Below are 14,203 nucleotides of genomic sequence, written 5' to 3' on the forward strand. Positions count from 1 at the left end.
CTTCTGTTAAGCTGTCTGTTCCTGAATATTCCCCGACAGCGCGTAGAGGTTTTCTTCATTAAATTCCATGCCCTTCCCTTTTTCCTCTACCAAAAAAAGAAGCACGTCGATGCTGTCGTTTGTTACTTCCAGCCAGCCGCATAGTAATGCCTTAGAGCCGGTCGACAGCAGTATTTTACCATAGTCGAGATAAAAGCCAGGGGCGAATTTAGGCAAAACAGCAAACATATTTTCACCGTACCATTTGTTCAGAATGGCGATTTCCCCCAAAACGATATTGGGTAGTGTATATACGAAAAGCGAAGGGCTTGGCGCTCCGTTTTGTTCGTAAGACTGGATAAAGCGGCTGTCGGTTCCCGCACTCGAAGAGGCGTTCGCAAATACCAGCGCGATTTCATCATCCCCATAGACCTGTACCCATTCAGGGCTGGCCCTTTTGATCAGTTCGGAGGCCAGGTAACCTGCTTGCGACAGCATATCCATTTTGTAAAATTTCGGGTATCCCAGTTCATGCTGCTTGTAAATCTGTTTGAACCAGGAATCTTCCGAACCGGTATTACGACGCATTACTACCTCGCCATTGACCAGGCAAATATCGTCCAGTAACCTGCAATAACTTGTAATCACATTCATATATTCCTGATGATCAGGGATGCATTGCCTCCACCAAAGCCCGATGCCGTTTTCAGAACGGTCCGTAGCGCTTTCGGCGCATTTTCCCGTATGATATTTAGTGGCCGGGAGGTACCTTCATCGCGGTATCCCAGGCTTTTTACGAGCATTCCATGGCGCATCATCTGCATCGACACCGCCGTTTCGATCACGCCGGCGGCACCGAGCGTATGTCCGAAATAACCCTTCAGACTATTAAGCGGCACGTCCGCCATCGAGAGCCTGTCGAAAGCGATCGATTCCATTTCGTCATTAAACATCGTTCCGGTACCATGTGCCGAAACAAAGTCAATTTCCGTCGCGCCAACGCCGTGTGCAGTGAGCGTGCGATGTACGGTTCTGAAAAGCCCCTCGCCTGTGCGGGAAGGGCCCGAAATATGGTTGGCATCGTTGGCGCTGGTTCCCGGAAGCAGTTCCAATGGTTGTTCACGGTAACCCGAACGCCCGGCAGACACCAGCAAAGCTCCGCACCCCTCTCCCAGCGTAATACCGCTCCTGCCCGCGTCAAAAGGCGCACAAGGCTGATTACTTACGGCAAACAACGACTGGAAGCCAAACAGCACAAAGTCTGAAATGACGTCGCACCCTACTACGATCACGTGCTCAAACTGCCCCGCCTTGATCATGTTGCCCGCCGCATTGATCGCCAGCACACCCGAAATACAGGCATTTGATATCACCAACGGCCTGTGGACCAGCGCGAAATGCTGCATAACAGCAGCAGTAGTATCACCGAACTGATCGGGTAAATTATCATCCAGTTCACCTTTGGTAGAGCTGATCAGTACCATCGTCTTTGCAGACGACCATATTGCCATGTCGATCTTTGATGCGAGGGTAGTTAATGCCTGCAATACCAGCTGCTGGAATCGCCGTGCGCCCTTCAAACCGGCTATTTTAGATAAATGGATATCCTCACCTCCAAACCCGACCGCCTGCGTCAATGCAATGCCGCTGCGGTTCGAACTGAGTGCTTCCCAGTTGTCTTCCGCATCATTACCCAGCGGGCTGACGATCACCTCGGCACCAATGTAAATCATAGGTTGTGACGCTCTTTCCATTCCTTGTAAAAGTCCGGCGAGATCAGTTCCAGCTCACGGGAGTCCTTATCGAGAAACACCTGCATTGTTTTGCCCGTTGCGCAAAGCTGGCCGGTTGTCACATTGATCACCTCGTACTCAAACTGGATCTTCGCAGATTTGGCAGGAATGTATTTGGTAATTACTTTAATGACCTGTCCGTAGTAAACAGGCGCCTTATGGTCGATTTCCGATTTTACAATTGGCGTTACAAAACCCTTGTCGAATATAGTCAGATATTCCAGGCCGTAGGTCTTGCCAAACGCCTCACGTCCATCTTCAAAAAACTTAAGATAGTTACCATGCCAGACCACACCCATGGCATCGGTTTCACTGAATCGGATATCAATATCTATTTCGGAAGAAATCATTTACTCGGTCGTTAGGGGTTATTCGGTCACCACGATTTTCATTTCACAACCCAGCAATATACGCCCATCCAGGAAATTTTCGCCCTTTACAAGGTAAATATTTCCCAGCTGATGCAATGGGCTGACAACTGTTTGAATGGTAACCCCGACCGGAGGAAGCTCTGTTACAACCGCTTTGCTGACCGCTCCGATAAATCCTATTTTGGGTGCGCCGCCGGCTTCGCTATCAAGGTAGCCAAAAGACGCCGCGCAGGTCTGGGCGATATTTTCGATCAGTCCCGTCTCCCGAAAATAGCCGTCTTCCACCAGCATATTATCCGCGCGGATCAGGAAATCCGATTCAAACCGCTCTCTGGTAGCACTAATCAGGTTGTCGACCATCACAAATGGCTCGCGGTGGGGAATGTAGCTGGTAATAGCGTCTTTACCGACGATCATTATTGAAAGAAATTGAAATAATTAAACCATTGCTCCGGATATGCCCGGACTTTTCGTTCGAGTTCCTCCACGTACAGCTTTGCAATTTCTTCCGGTCGCATTTTGATATCGATCGGCTTAGTCGCGCTCAGGTGATAACTGTATTTTCCGTCCTTTGCCGCAAACACGAATGTGACAGGAGCATTGAACTTCGCAGCAATCACAAAAGGCCCATATGGAAATTTCGCTTTCCGGCCGAGAAAATCGAGCTCTATGAACTTGGCACCTTCGAGATAGCGATCGGCGTGAATGGCTACGAATTCATTATTAACCAATGCATTACGAATCGATATGATGTGTGAAAGGTCGTCCTTGATAGCAATTACCCGGAAACGCGAACCACCTGTGGAGAGGTCCATGTATTTTTTGATGTTCTCCACCTCGGCGTCGAGCATCACAATGTTGATAGTGGGTGTAATGCGCCCTTTCAGCAAATTGCCGGCGGTTTCCCAGTTTCCGACGTGGGCACTCAGCAAAATGCCCCCTTTTCCGGCATCCCGGATATCGATCAGGTACTGCTCGTTCTCAAAAACGTGCGAGAATTCCCGGTCCTTGCCTAGCAGGAACGCGGCCCTGTCGACGAGGGTCTGACCGAAAATATAAAAGTTCCTGCGCGCCAGTGACTTTGATTGGGCAGCGGAAATGTGAAGCGTATTCTGATAAAAATCCAGAAGCGCCCGTCTGGGCTTAGCAGCAAACAGATAGTAATAAAATGTCACTATCCGCAATAGGCCATATGCAAATTTCAGGCCTAGTGTATTGATGAAAAACAGGAAAATCTTGTAGCCCGTCAGCGATCCTTTGGTCTTACCGTCCCAACGGCCCATTCTTACAATGCCAGTTTCTTACCAACCAGCTGATAAAAATCGCCGAAGGTTACGATATCTTTAAAATCTTCGCCGGTGAGCTTGATATTTAGGTTTTCGTCGATCAAAACAACCAGATCGACATAGTCGAGACTGTCCAGATCCAAAGTATCTTTCAAACTATTTTCAGGAAGAATCAAATCCCGGTCCACCTCAAATTCCTCAGACAAAAAGTCTCTGGTCTCTTCAATAACTTCTTCCAAACTCATTTTAACATCGTTAGCATACATGGCTACAAAATTAGTTTATTCTTGCTGATAGTTTAAAAATATTCCCAAATTTTCAAATATAATCTCCTCCTTACACAATAATTTAAACTTCAAATCATTGTCAGTGCCGGATGGAATATCGGAGGTTAACAAAAATACGAAATTTCAATCGGCAGATAACCGCCGTTCACGAAGAAGTAGAAGTTGTTTGACCCCTGGTTTTCAGACTTTCCTGATAATCAGCGTGGAATTGGTGCCTCCGAAACCGAACGAATTCGAGAGAAAACAATTGATTTCCTGCTCTTTGGTTTCGGCGATAATGTTAATCCGGGCCGAGTCTTCGTCCGGGTTTTCGAAGTTGATATTTGGCGCAATGAACGAATTTTGCATCATGAGCATCGAGTAAACGATTTCACTGGCACCTGCCATCCAGCATTCGTGCCCGGTCATGGACTTGGTGGAGCTCACCGGAACGTCGCCCCCGAACACCTCGTATATCGCCCGCGCCTCGCTGCCGTCACCAACCGGCGTGGACGTGGCATGTGCATTGATATAATCGATATCGCTGGTAGAAATACCGGCCTGCTTCAATGCCATTTGCAGGGAGCGTATCTGCCCGTCAATGCTAGGATTTGAAATATGGTCACCATTAGAGGAAAATCCATAACCGATCAGCTCGGCCAGGATGGGCGCTCCTCTTTTGACGGCGGCTTCGTAGGATTCGAGGATGACCGTAGCTGCCCCTCCGCTGGGAATCAACCCGTCGCGATCCCGGTCGAACGGCCGGGAGGCTTTATCCGGCTCCGATTCCCGCACCGAAAACGTACCGAGGCCGTCGAAGCTGGCCATGGCGGCCGCGTTGATCTCCTGCGCGCCCCCACATATCACGCGCTCCTGCAACCCCTGGCTGATCATCAGGTAGCCCATGCCGATGGAATGCGAGCCTGACGCGCAAGCAGCGCTCAATGTAAAATTGATCCCTTTCAGCTTGAAGATCGTTGAAAGGTTCATGTTGACGGTGCTATTCATATTCTGGAAGATAGCACCACTTCCTATCAACGTCGTATCATGTTTTTCTTTGGCCTTGTCGACTGCTTCCATCACAGATGCCGCCGTGCTGTCGTTTCCATAAATAATGCCGGTTTCCGTCTTTTCCAGGAAATCGATATCCAGCCCCGACAGTTCCAATGCCTCGCGTGTGGCCATATAGGCGTAAACCGCGGGCTGATGCATTCCCAGGCGTTGCCTGCGGGAGAGGTAGTTTTTCAGGTCGGGCTCCTGTACCATTCCGGTCAGCGCGGATCGGAAACCAAAATCTTTCCTGACCTGATCGAAAATAATGCCACTTTTCCCGGCATACAATGACGTTGCAACCTCGCTCAGGTTCTGCCCCAGGCAAGAGTAAATGCCGATACCGGTGATGACAACCCTATGGCTCATGGATTATGAGTAAATTCCTCCGTTGATATTGATTACTTCGCCTGTAATGTACGCAGCTTTGTCGGAAACAAGGAAGCTCACCAGGTGTGCCACCTCCTCCGCTTTGCCAAAACGGTTCATCGGGATCATTTGTTTCAATTCGTCCTCGTTCAGTCCTTTCGTCATGTCGCTGGCGATAAAACCTGGTGCTACCGCATTGACAGTGATCTTCCGTTTAGCTACTTCCTGGGCCAGCGATTTCGTAGCGGCGATGATGGCACCTTTGGCTGCCGAATAATTTGTTTGCCCTGCCACGCCTTTCATCCCCGACACCGAGGCAATATTGACAATCCGGCCCGCACGCTTACGCAACATTTGCTGGATGGCATTCTGGGTCACATTGAAAAGACCCTTAGCCGAAATGTTCAGGACATCGTCCCAGTCTTTTTCAGGCATCCACATGAACAATCCATCTCGGGTAATGCCGGCATTATTCACCAGAACACCGATAAATTTATCTTCGTTCTTTTCCCGCCATCCGTTCAGCGCCTGATCCACCTCCGCTTTGTGCTGAACATTGAAATGCAGCACCTCCCCGTCCCCTCCCGCGGACCTGATCTCGGCCAGCGTTTCTTCTGCAGCCGCCTGATTGGACGCGTAATTCACTAATATATACAAACCATGGTCCTTGGCCAGCTGAACCGCAATGGCCCTGCCAAGTCCCCTGGACGCACCGGTCACCAATGCACAATTCATAAATGGAATGGGGTTTCTTTGATATACTCAAAAACGGCTGCAATGCTCTCGGACTGTGGCACATCTTCCGTTACAAAATGGGCTTTCCGGCGGATCTGCGCGTAAATGGATTGCGCGTTCGGCGACAGTTTCTCCTTTTCCTCAGGATGCAGCAGATCAATCGCCTGGCAAATTGCCATGATATGGATAGCCATCACCTGGAATGCATTTTCGAGCACCTGCTTGGCAATAACTGCGCTGTTGGTGCCCATGCTCACGATGTCCTGGTTATCATTGTTGTTCGGAATGCTATGCACGTAAACCGAGGTCGACAATGCCTGACTTTCCGCGGTGGTGGAGGTTGCGGTAAACTGCACACCCTGGAAACCGAAGTTAAGCCCCCAGGTACCTGCATTCAGAAACGGCGGAAATTTTCCGTTTAGCTTGCTGTTCATCAGGAAGTTCAGCTGACGCTCCATCAGCATGGTAAGCTTGGTCAGTACCAGTTTCACTTTATCCATTTCGAGCGAAATGTAGTCCCCGTGGAAGTTACCTCCGTGGAACACATTATCGTCATCAGGGCTGACGATCGGGTTATCATTTGTGGAATTCAACTCATTTTCAACGACTTCCTGCGCATAATGAATGGTATCGAGTACCGGACCCAGAATCTGCGGCACGCAGCGGATCGAATAGTACTCCTGTATTTTGCGCTCGAATTCCGTCTTCTGCATTGCCGTATCATCGCGAAAAAGCTCTTCGCGGCTACGGATCAGTCTGCTACCGGCTACAAAATCACGCATCAGCTGGGCGATCTGCTGCTGGCCTTTATGGTGCTTGACGGCATTCAACTGCTTGGAAAACGAATCGTCGAACGACTCGATCGCCTCGTTCAGCATTGACGATGCGGCAATGGCCCATTGAACGAGCCGCTTGGCATAAATCAGGTTGATCGCCGCCATTCCTGTCATGCAGGAAGTACCGTTGATCAGCCCCAGTCCATCACGCAATTCCATTTTCAGGGGCTTGATGTTCTTTTCCGCGAGTACTTCGGCCGTTTTCCGCCGTACGCCCTGCTGATACACATGTCCCTCCCCGATCAGGTTCAGGCCCAAATGCGAAAGTTGTACCAAATCACCACTCGCGCCTACGCTGCCGTGTTCGAATATTTCGGGCACAACTCCATGGTTCAGGAACGACACCAGCTGTTTGATCACGGCTGTACTTACACCGGAATTGGCCTGTAGAAAAGAGTTCAGGCGCGCAAGCATCACGCTACGTGCGTATACTTCATTAAGCGGCTTCCCTACCCCGCTCGAATGGCTGCGGATCAGGTTATATTGCAGATTATTGAGCTGGTCGGTTTCGATCCGGTATTGCGCCATCGGGCCAAAGCCGGTATTGATCCCGTATATGATTTTGTCTTTGGAGAAGTTCGTTAAAAAAGCAAAGGATTGGGATACTTGATGGAGGGCGTCTTCGGCTAAGATAAATTCCTTCTTTTCAAAAGCATACTGCTCGATCTGAGCTAATGAAATACGATTCATTTAGAGATGGCGAAATTAAATATGGTGTAAAATAAATCTTTTTTTGCGGTTTTGACAAACAGGAACCGGCCAACGGTAACCGGCACGGAAGTTGCCCGAGTGATACATTTCATTAATTTTGTCGGACATTCACGTTTCCCCTGCCAATGCTAGGAGATTTACTTTTAAGGCTAAACAAATTCCTTTCCAGTCACAAACCAGCGTTTTTTCTTAGCCTGCTTGTCATTGTCAGCTTCCTCCTGGCCGGAATCACACGGCTAAAAGTAACCGAAAGTATTTTCGCCACCTTACCGAAAGGTAAAAGCTTCGAAGAGTTCAACCGTTTGGTGGAAAGCAAAAATATCATCAACCAGGTTGTCTTTTCGCTGGAAATACCCGCTGAAACCAGTACCGATGATGCCAGGGAGCTGGCGGAGAGCTTTTCCGACTCGCTGGGCCGATATACCAACGGCTACATCCGCAATATCCGGGCCGAACGACCCAATGTACAGGAGGATGTATATCAATATATATATAGCCACTTTCCGCAGCTCATCGACACATCCTATTACGGGCACATCCGGGCGCGCATCGCTTCCGATTCGATCCGGGCCTCGGTGACGGCGACCTATCACCAGCTACTCACTCCAGGCGGCTCTTTCCTCAAACAGTTTGTACTTAACGATCCGCTGGGCATCACCGGGAAGTATTTCCGAGACCTGAATGCAGTGAATAGCAGCAACGGAATGGTCATGGACGACGGTGTCATGTTCACACCTGACCGCAAAAGCGTTCTCATTTTCGCATCCACCAGTTTCGATTCGGGGAGTTCAGATAAGAATGTCGAGCTTTTCGAGCTTATGGAATCTTTCCGTGTAAAATGGAACCGCCAGCACCGGTACAATAAATTCTCCTATTTCGGCACCTTCGAAATCGCGGCCCGCAATGCCATACAGGTCAAGCAGGACTCCTATTTCACCTCATTCCTGGCCCTGGCAGGGATTCTCGCATTGCTCATCGCCTATTACCGCAAGCTGCTCATTCCGATATACATAACTCTGCCGGGGATTTTCGGGGCTATTTTTGCATTGGGTATCACGGGGTACATTCGTCCGGAGATCTCGGGCATTTCCCTGGCTACCGGCGCGGTGATCTTTGGTATTCTACTCGATTACGCCTTTCACTTCTTTACCCACCTGCGGCATACGCATTCCATTCCGGTCGCCATCAGGGAGGTCAGCGGCCCGTTGCTCACCGGCAGTTTCACGACCGTCATGGCGTTCAGCGCATTGCACTTCGCCAACTCCACCGTCTTGCAGGATTTTGGCCTGTTCTCCTCGCTAAGCCTGTTCGGCGCCGCTTTGTTTACGCTCACTGCATTGCCGGTCATCCTCTCGTCCACCCGTTTTGACATCCAAAAAATACCCGGCGAACAAAGCGCATTCCGTATTCCAACGATCCCCGACCGCTGGCGCGGCGCTACGCTCGCAGGTATTGCCGTACTGACGATCATTTTCCTGTATTTCTCCCGCTACACCGAGTTCGATGCCGGCTTCGAAAACCTCAGTATCCAGGACCCCGAGCTCAGCGGGCGCGAGGAGGCATTGACGGGGATCAATCCCAGAAAACAAAAGAGGATTTATGTGTTTGCCTCAGACCCAAGCCGGGCAAAAGCGGAAAAAGTGAATTACGATGCTTATCAAAAGCTGGCCTCTTTACAGCGGGCAGGGCGCATCGATAACTTTGTGTCATCCGGTTCTTTGCTGATACCGCAAGACCTGAAACGGGAGCGCATGCGGCGGTGGCAGGCTTTCTGGACAGATGGCCGAAAAGATTCCACATTCAGCATCCTCAACCGTTCGGCCGCGCAAAATGGTTTTAATGCCTACGCATTCAACGATTTCAAAGGCTGGATCGCCGGACGCAGCCCCGCTACCCTATCACTGGACACCCTTTTTAATGAGCTGGGCATCGACAACCTGATCGACATCAAGGCTTCGGGTACCACATTCATTTCTACCGTCATCCTCAACCAGGAGCACCTGATGAGTGTCAAAGAAGAGTTGCGTGCGATACACGGACTCGAAATCTTCGACCGTGGTGAACTTGCGGGCGAGTTACTGACCATGGTCAAGGACGATTTCAATTACCTGCTGCTCATTTCAGCCTCCATCGTCTTCTTTACATTGCTGATCGTATATGGCAGGATCGAGCTCACCCTGCTATCCTTTTTGCCGATGGTGATCAGCTGGATCTGGATCCTGGGCATTGCGGCAATCCTCGGCATCAAGTTCAATTTTGTAAATGTGATCGTCACGACATTCATTTTCGGCCTGGGCGACGATTTCAGTATTTTCGTTACCGACGGTCTGCTCAGCAAATATAAATCGGGCAAAGACTCGCTCCGCTCCTACCAGGCCGCGATCGCATTGTCGGCCACCACCACGCTGATCGGCACCGGGGTGCTCATTTTTGCCAAACATCCCGCCATTCATTCCATTTCAGTGATCAGCGTGCTGGGCATCGTCTGCATCCTGTTCATCTCCTTTGTTTTCCAGCCGGTACTCTTCGATTTTTTTGTACAAAAACGCATTGCAAAGAAAAAGGCCCCGGTGACGATGCTGCCGTTCCTGATCAGCATTTCAAGTTTTACCTACTTTCTGTCGGGTTGCCTTTTCCTGCATTCAAAGCTGGTAACGATCTTGCTGATGCCAATTTCGCGAAAAAAGAAAAAGGCCGCCATCAACAACTCCCTGTCCTTCTACGCCAAAACGGTCATCTACTCCGGCCCGCATGTTAGAAAGAACTTTTCTGGCCTGGAAAACCTGGACATGAACAAGCCCGTGATTTTTATTGCCAACCATACGTCGTTCCTGGATATCCTGCTCGCCATTATGCTGCATCCTAAAATTGTACTGATGGTCAAAGGCTGGGTATATAAATCACCCTTCTTCGGACCGATCATTCGTTACGCAGGTTATGTGTACAGCGACGACGGCCCCGAGGAGAACATCGAAAAGGTAAGGGCGCTGGTCGCCGATGGCTATTCGGTTCTTATCTTTCCCGAAGGCACCCGGTCGCAGGACGGCACCATCGGCCGTTTTCACAAAGGTGCATTCTACCTGGCCGAGCAACTGGGGCTACCTATCCAGCCGATCCTCCTGCACGGGGCGCACGATGTGCTGCCGAAAAACGACTTTCTGATCCGTCCAGGCGCATTGAATGTCCGTGTATTGCCCCGCATCGACTATTCAGATTCCCGATGGGGCGCTACACTGCGCGACAAGACCAAGCAAATTGCAGCGTTTTTCAAAGAGGAGTTTACAGCATACCGGCTCGAAATGGAGGACACCAAATATCTTCAACACAAGATTTTCACCAACTATGTCTTTAAAGGGCCGGTATTGGAGTGGTATTTCAAAATCAAATGGCGGCTGGAGAGTAAAAATTACACCTATTATAATGATCAGATCGGTACACGGAAACGTATCCTGGATGTAGGGTGTGGTTATGGCTACCTCTCGTTTTACCTGCATTACAAAGACCCCGAGCGCGTTGTTACAGGTATCGATTATGACGAAGATAAGATTGCGATTGCGGAAAACAGCTATAACAAAACCGAACAGCTCCGGTTTTTGTATCAGGATATCATGGCCTCCGACCCCGGTATCCAGGATGTCATTTTTTTAAATGATGTCCTGCATTATTTATCCAGAGAAAAACAGCTTATTTTACTCGATCGTTGCGCTCTGGCCCTGCAACCCCGCGGTATACTTTTCATCCGCGACGGCATTACCGACCTGACCGCAAAACACCACAACACCCAAAAGACAGAGGCATTGTCAACAGGACTGTTCTCATTCAACCGAAAAACGGACGAATTCCATTTCTTCTCTTCGCAGGACATCCGGGATTTTGCCGCCCGGCACGGATTTGGATATGAAATGCAGGAACATTCCGAAAATACTTCCAATGTGCTGTTCGTATTGCGCAAACCCTAGCCAAACCTCCCGAGCCTGCACCGATTACTAACTAACCTGACCGATCATTTTTCCAATAGACATTTAAATGCAATCTTCCGCCGTGCAAAAGGAATATGATTTTGTGATTGTTGGGAGCGGACTCGGAGGTCTGGCTTGTGCCAATATTCTCGCCATGGAAGGTTTCAGTGTTGTCGTGCTGGAAAAGAACCACCAGATCGGCGGACATTTACAGGTTTATAGCCGGGATAAAAGCATTTTCGACACGGGTGTACATTATGTGGGAGGGCTGGATGAAGGCGAAAACCTGTATCAGTTCTTCAAGTACTTTGGCATTCTCGATAAACTTAAGATTAAACGCCTCGACGACGACCAATTCGACGTAATCCGGTTCGACGATGGCCGCGAGTATGGCTATGCACAGGGCATGGAGCATTTCGAGCAAAAGCTGATCTCGTATTTCCCCGACGAAGAAGCGGTGATCAAAGCCTATTGCAGACAGATCATCGACATCTGCAAGCGCTTCCCATTGTATAATCTGGAAATTTCCGGCGAGGGCTATCAGACCAACGGCGATATCCTCGCCCTGAATGCCTACGATTACATTGCGTCACTCACGGATAATGTCCGTTTACGCAATGTCTTAGCCGGAAACAACCTTTTATATGCCGGCGTGAAAGACAAAACGCCATTCTATGTACACGCACTGATCCTGAAAAGCTATCTGTCCGGCGCTTATAAGTTCATAGATGGCGGCTCACAGATTGCGATCCAGCTCAGCAAGTCGGTGAGGCAGCATGGCGGGGAAATTTATAAACACAAAAAGGTAGTATCCGCCCGGTATGACGACAAGGGCCATGTCACGGAAGTCGTACTCGAAAACGGGGATTCCTTCAAAGGAAAGCAATTCATCTCCAATGTTCATCCCGCCGTCTCTATCGACATTTTCGGAGCAGAAAGGTTTCTGAACATTTACAAGAACCGTGTACAGACCCTGGAAAACAGCATTTCTACATTCCTGGTGCACCTCTCATTCCTGGACAACACCTTCGAGTACCTGAATCACAATGTTTATCAACACCACATTGAGGACGTTTGGGGAGGTATCGATTATGATGCGGCAACCTGGCCTCAGACTTACTTTATTTGCACACCTTTTATCTCTAAAAAAGGCAAGTATGCGGATTCCATGTCGGTCATGACCTATATGAAAGCATCGGAAACAGCAGAATGGGCCGGGACATTCAGTACGGTCGCTGAACCAGGCAAGCGGAACGAGGCCTATACAAGGTTCAAAAAAGAAAAAGAAGCGCAGGTGATCCGAAAACTGGAAACCGTCTTTCCAGGTATTTCTTCCAAAATCAAGTCGATACACAGCGCCACACCGCTGACATTCCGCGACTACATAGGCAATCGCGACGGCTCTATGTATGGTATTGTCAAAGATTCCAATTCACCTGCGCGCACGCAGATCAATACGCGGACCAAAATACCCAATCTGCACCTGACCGGCCAGAATATATCCCTGCATGGAATTCTAGGGGTTACGGTCAGTGCATTTATAACGTGCTTCTCATTTGTAGATAAAGATAAACTCATTCAAAAAGTAAAAAACGCTTGATTATGCAAACTGTCGATGTGCTGGTCATTGGGGCCGGACCTGCCGGAACTGTCGCGGCTTCTTATTTAAAGAAACAGAGCTACGACGTCACGATACTCGAAAAAGAGAAATTCCCCCGTTTTCAGATCGGGGAAAGCCTTTTGCCTTGCTGTATGGAACATTTGACGGAATCCGGACTGCGTGAGGCGATCGAACCATTGAATTTCCAGAAAAAAACCGGTGCCGCCTTTATGCGCGGCGAGAAACGCTGCGAGTTCTTCTTTTCGGAACAGTTCACGAAAGGCTGGACCTGGACCTGGCAGGTGAAACGTGCGGATTTTGACAGCGCACTCGCGGAAGCGACCCGGGCCAAAGGCGTGGATGTTAATTTCGAATGCGAAGTGATTGCAGTAGAATGTGGTCCTGAAAAACAGCTCATCGATTACCGGGACGCCGAGGGTAACCAGCACAGGATCCAGGCCCGGTTTATCATCGATTCGAGCGGATACGGGCGTGTCCTGCCCCGTCTTTTCGACCTGAGCAAACCGTCGGCATTCACACCGCGCGGGGCGGTGTTCTCCCACCTGGAAGATAAAAAGCGTACGGAGGAGGCCAGCAACAACATATTTGTCCATTCGTTTGACAACAACAAGTCCTGGATATGGGCTATCCCGTTTTCAGACGGTTCGACGTCCGTTGGCATTGTCGGTGACAAGGAAAAAATCATCGCACTGGCCGGGAACGGCGGCGAACAATACAAGGAATTCGTTCGTAATTTTGAAGACCTGAACGGGCGTTTTGCCGACTCGGACTTCAAATTCGAACCACGGCACATCCTGGGCTATTCCATTGGTGTGAAAAAGATGTTTGGTGAAGGTTTTGTGCTCTCGGGCAACAGTACCGAGTTTCTCGACCCGATCTTTTCTTCTGGAGTCACATTTGCAACTGCCTCGGGTCTCCTCTCCGCAAAAATGACGCACAGGCACCTGCAGGGCGAAGCAGTGGACTGGACGAAGGATTATGAAGAAGTGATCCAGAAGGGGATCGACGTATTCAGAAGTTATGTAACAGGCTGGTACAGTGGCGATTTTCAGACCATAGTTTTTGCAAAGCACATCGATGAAGATATTAAAAACCAGATTTGCTCCGTATTAGCCGGCTATGTCTGGGATCAGTCCAATCCGTTTGTCAAAAAGCATGACACCATTCTGCCCACGCTGGCGAAGGTGATCCAAATGAAGGAAAAGGCAGCAAACGGGGATTCCTGAC

Annotated in this window: 12 protein-coding genes; 3 read left to right on the forward strand and 9 right to left on the reverse strand. The window is 49.5% G+C overall.

The genetic code is table 11. The features are described from left to right. Window positions 1–6: 6 nt before the first annotated feature. The 9 genes from BP71_RS08595 to flxA form a co-directional block, all read right to left on the reverse strand. Window positions 7–633, reverse strand: a complete 627-nt coding sequence (locus BP71_RS08595) for a hypothetical protein (RefSeq protein WP_496378153.1) — start codon at window positions 631–633, stop codon at window positions 7–9. Further along, a complete protein-coding gene (locus BP71_RS08600) occupies window positions 630–1,712 on the reverse strand; it encodes a beta-ketoacyl-[acyl-carrier-protein] synthase family protein (protein WP_496378154.1) in 1,083 nt (360 codons plus the stop codon). The genes BP71_RS08595 and BP71_RS08600 overlap by 4 nt, the downstream gene beginning before the upstream one ends. After that, a complete protein-coding gene (locus BP71_RS08605; protein WP_496378155.1) occupies window positions 1,709–2,122 on the reverse strand; it encodes an acyl-CoA thioesterase in 414 nt (137 codons plus the stop codon). Before BP71_RS08605 ends, BP71_RS08600 begins: the two co-directional genes overlap by 4 nt. 18 nt (window positions 2,123–2,140) lie before the next feature. Then, entirely contained in the window at window positions 2,141–2,560 is a 420-nt protein-coding gene (locus BP71_RS08610; RefSeq protein WP_496378156.1) for a hotdog family protein, read from the reverse strand. Then, window positions 2,560–3,426 carry a lysophospholipid acyltransferase family protein gene (locus BP71_RS08615; protein WP_496378157.1) on the reverse strand — a complete coding sequence of 289 codons (867 nt, stop codon included), beginning with the start codon at window positions 3,424–3,426 and terminating at the stop codon, window positions 2,560–2,562. The genes BP71_RS08610 and BP71_RS08615 overlap by 1 nt, the downstream gene beginning before the upstream one ends. A 2-nt stretch (window positions 3,427–3,428) precedes the next feature. After that, on the reverse strand, window positions 3,429–3,695 hold the full coding sequence (locus BP71_RS08620) for a phosphopantetheine-binding protein (protein ID WP_295923605.1): 267 nt from the start codon (window positions 3,693–3,695) through the stop codon (window positions 3,429–3,431). Window positions 3,696–3,896: 201 nt separating this feature from the next. After that, window positions 3,897–5,114, reverse strand: coding sequence for a beta-ketoacyl-[acyl-carrier-protein] synthase family protein (locus BP71_RS08625; RefSeq protein ID WP_496378158.1), 1,218 nt, complete (start codon window positions 5,112–5,114; stop codon window positions 3,897–3,899). Window positions 5,115–5,117: 3 nt separating this feature from the next. Then, a complete protein-coding gene (gene flxB / locus BP71_RS08630; RefSeq protein WP_496378159.1) occupies window positions 5,118–5,849 on the reverse strand; it encodes a flexirubin biosynthesis SDR family reductase FlxB in 732 nt (243 codons plus the stop codon). Then, entirely contained in the window at window positions 5,846–7,375 is a 1,530-nt protein-coding gene (gene flxA / locus BP71_RS08635; protein WP_496378160.1) for a flexirubin biosynthesis tyrosine ammonia-lyase FlxA, read from the reverse strand. The genes flxB and flxA overlap by 4 nt, the downstream gene beginning before the upstream one ends. 146 nt (window positions 7,376–7,521) lie before the next feature. Here flxA and BP71_RS08640 point away from each other — a divergent pair, with 146 nt between their 5' ends. The 3 genes from BP71_RS08640 to BP71_RS08650 all read left to right on the forward strand — a co-directional run bounded on the left by BP71_RS08640 (window position 7,522) and on the right by BP71_RS08650 (window position 14,202). After that, window positions 7,522–11,355, forward strand: a complete 3,834-nt coding sequence (locus tag BP71_RS08640) for a 1-acyl-sn-glycerol-3-phosphate acyltransferase (protein WP_496378161.1) — start codon at window positions 7,522–7,524, stop codon at window positions 11,353–11,355. Between the two features lie 67 nt (window positions 11,356–11,422). Beyond that, window positions 11,423–12,955: a phytoene desaturase family protein gene (locus tag BP71_RS08645; RefSeq protein ID WP_496378162.1), complete on the forward strand. Its 1,533-nt coding sequence runs from the start codon at window positions 11,423–11,425 to the stop codon at window positions 12,953–12,955. A 2-nt stretch (window positions 12,956–12,957) separates the two neighbouring features. Then, window positions 12,958–14,202, forward strand: coding sequence for an NAD(P)/FAD-dependent oxidoreductase (locus BP71_RS08650; protein WP_496378163.1), 1,245 nt, complete (start codon window positions 12,958–12,960; stop codon window positions 14,200–14,202). The last annotated feature ends 1 nt before the right edge of the window (window position 14,203 follow it).

The organism is Dyadobacter ginsengisoli DSM 21015 (assembly GCF_059568735.1).

What these genes read in the sequence shown, in the direction of transcription:
- BP71_RS08650 (WP_496378163.1), top strand. Translation starts at nt 12,958, where the DNA reads ATGCAAACTGTCGATGTGCTGGTCATTGGGGCCGGACCTGCCGGAACT.
- BP71_RS08600 (WP_496378154.1), bottom strand. Translation starts at nt 1,712, where the DNA reads ATGATTTACATTGGTGCCGAGGTGATCGTCAGCCCGCTGGGTAATGAT.
- BP71_RS08620 (WP_295923605.1), bottom strand. Translation starts at nt 3,695, where the DNA reads ATGTATGCTAACGATGTTAAAATGAGTTTGGAAGAAGTTATTGAAGAG.
- BP71_RS08640 (WP_496378161.1), top strand. Translation starts at nt 7,522, where the DNA reads ATGCTAGGAGATTTACTTTTAAGGCTAAACAAATTCCTTTCCAGTCAC.
- BP71_RS08605 (WP_496378155.1), bottom strand. Translation starts at nt 2,122, where the DNA reads ATGATTTCTTCCGAAATAGATATTGATATCCGATTCAGTGAAACCGAT.
- flxB (WP_496378159.1), bottom strand. Translation starts at nt 5,849, where the DNA reads ATGAATTGTGCATTGGTGACCGGTGCGTCCAGGGGACTTGGCAGGGCC.
- BP71_RS08595 (WP_496378153.1), bottom strand. Translation starts at nt 633, where the DNA reads ATGAATGTGATTACAAGTTATTGCAGGTTACTGGACGATATTTGCCTG.
- flxA (WP_496378160.1), bottom strand. Translation starts at nt 7,375, where the DNA reads ATGAATCGTATTTCATTAGCTCAGATCGAGCAGTATGCTTTTGAAAAG.
- BP71_RS08610 (WP_496378156.1), bottom strand. Translation starts at nt 2,560, where the DNA reads ATGATCGTCGGTAAAGACGCTATTACCAGCTACATTCCCCACCGCGAG.
- BP71_RS08615 (WP_496378157.1), bottom strand. Translation starts at nt 3,426, where the DNA reads ATGGGCCGTTGGGACGGTAAGACCAAAGGATCGCTGACGGGCTACAAG.
- BP71_RS08625 (WP_496378158.1), bottom strand. Translation starts at nt 5,114, where the DNA reads ATGAGCCATAGGGTTGTCATCACCGGTATCGGCATTTACTCTTGCCTG.
- BP71_RS08645 (WP_496378162.1), top strand. Translation starts at nt 11,423, where the DNA reads ATGCAATCTTCCGCCGTGCAAAAGGAATATGATTTTGTGATTGTTGGG.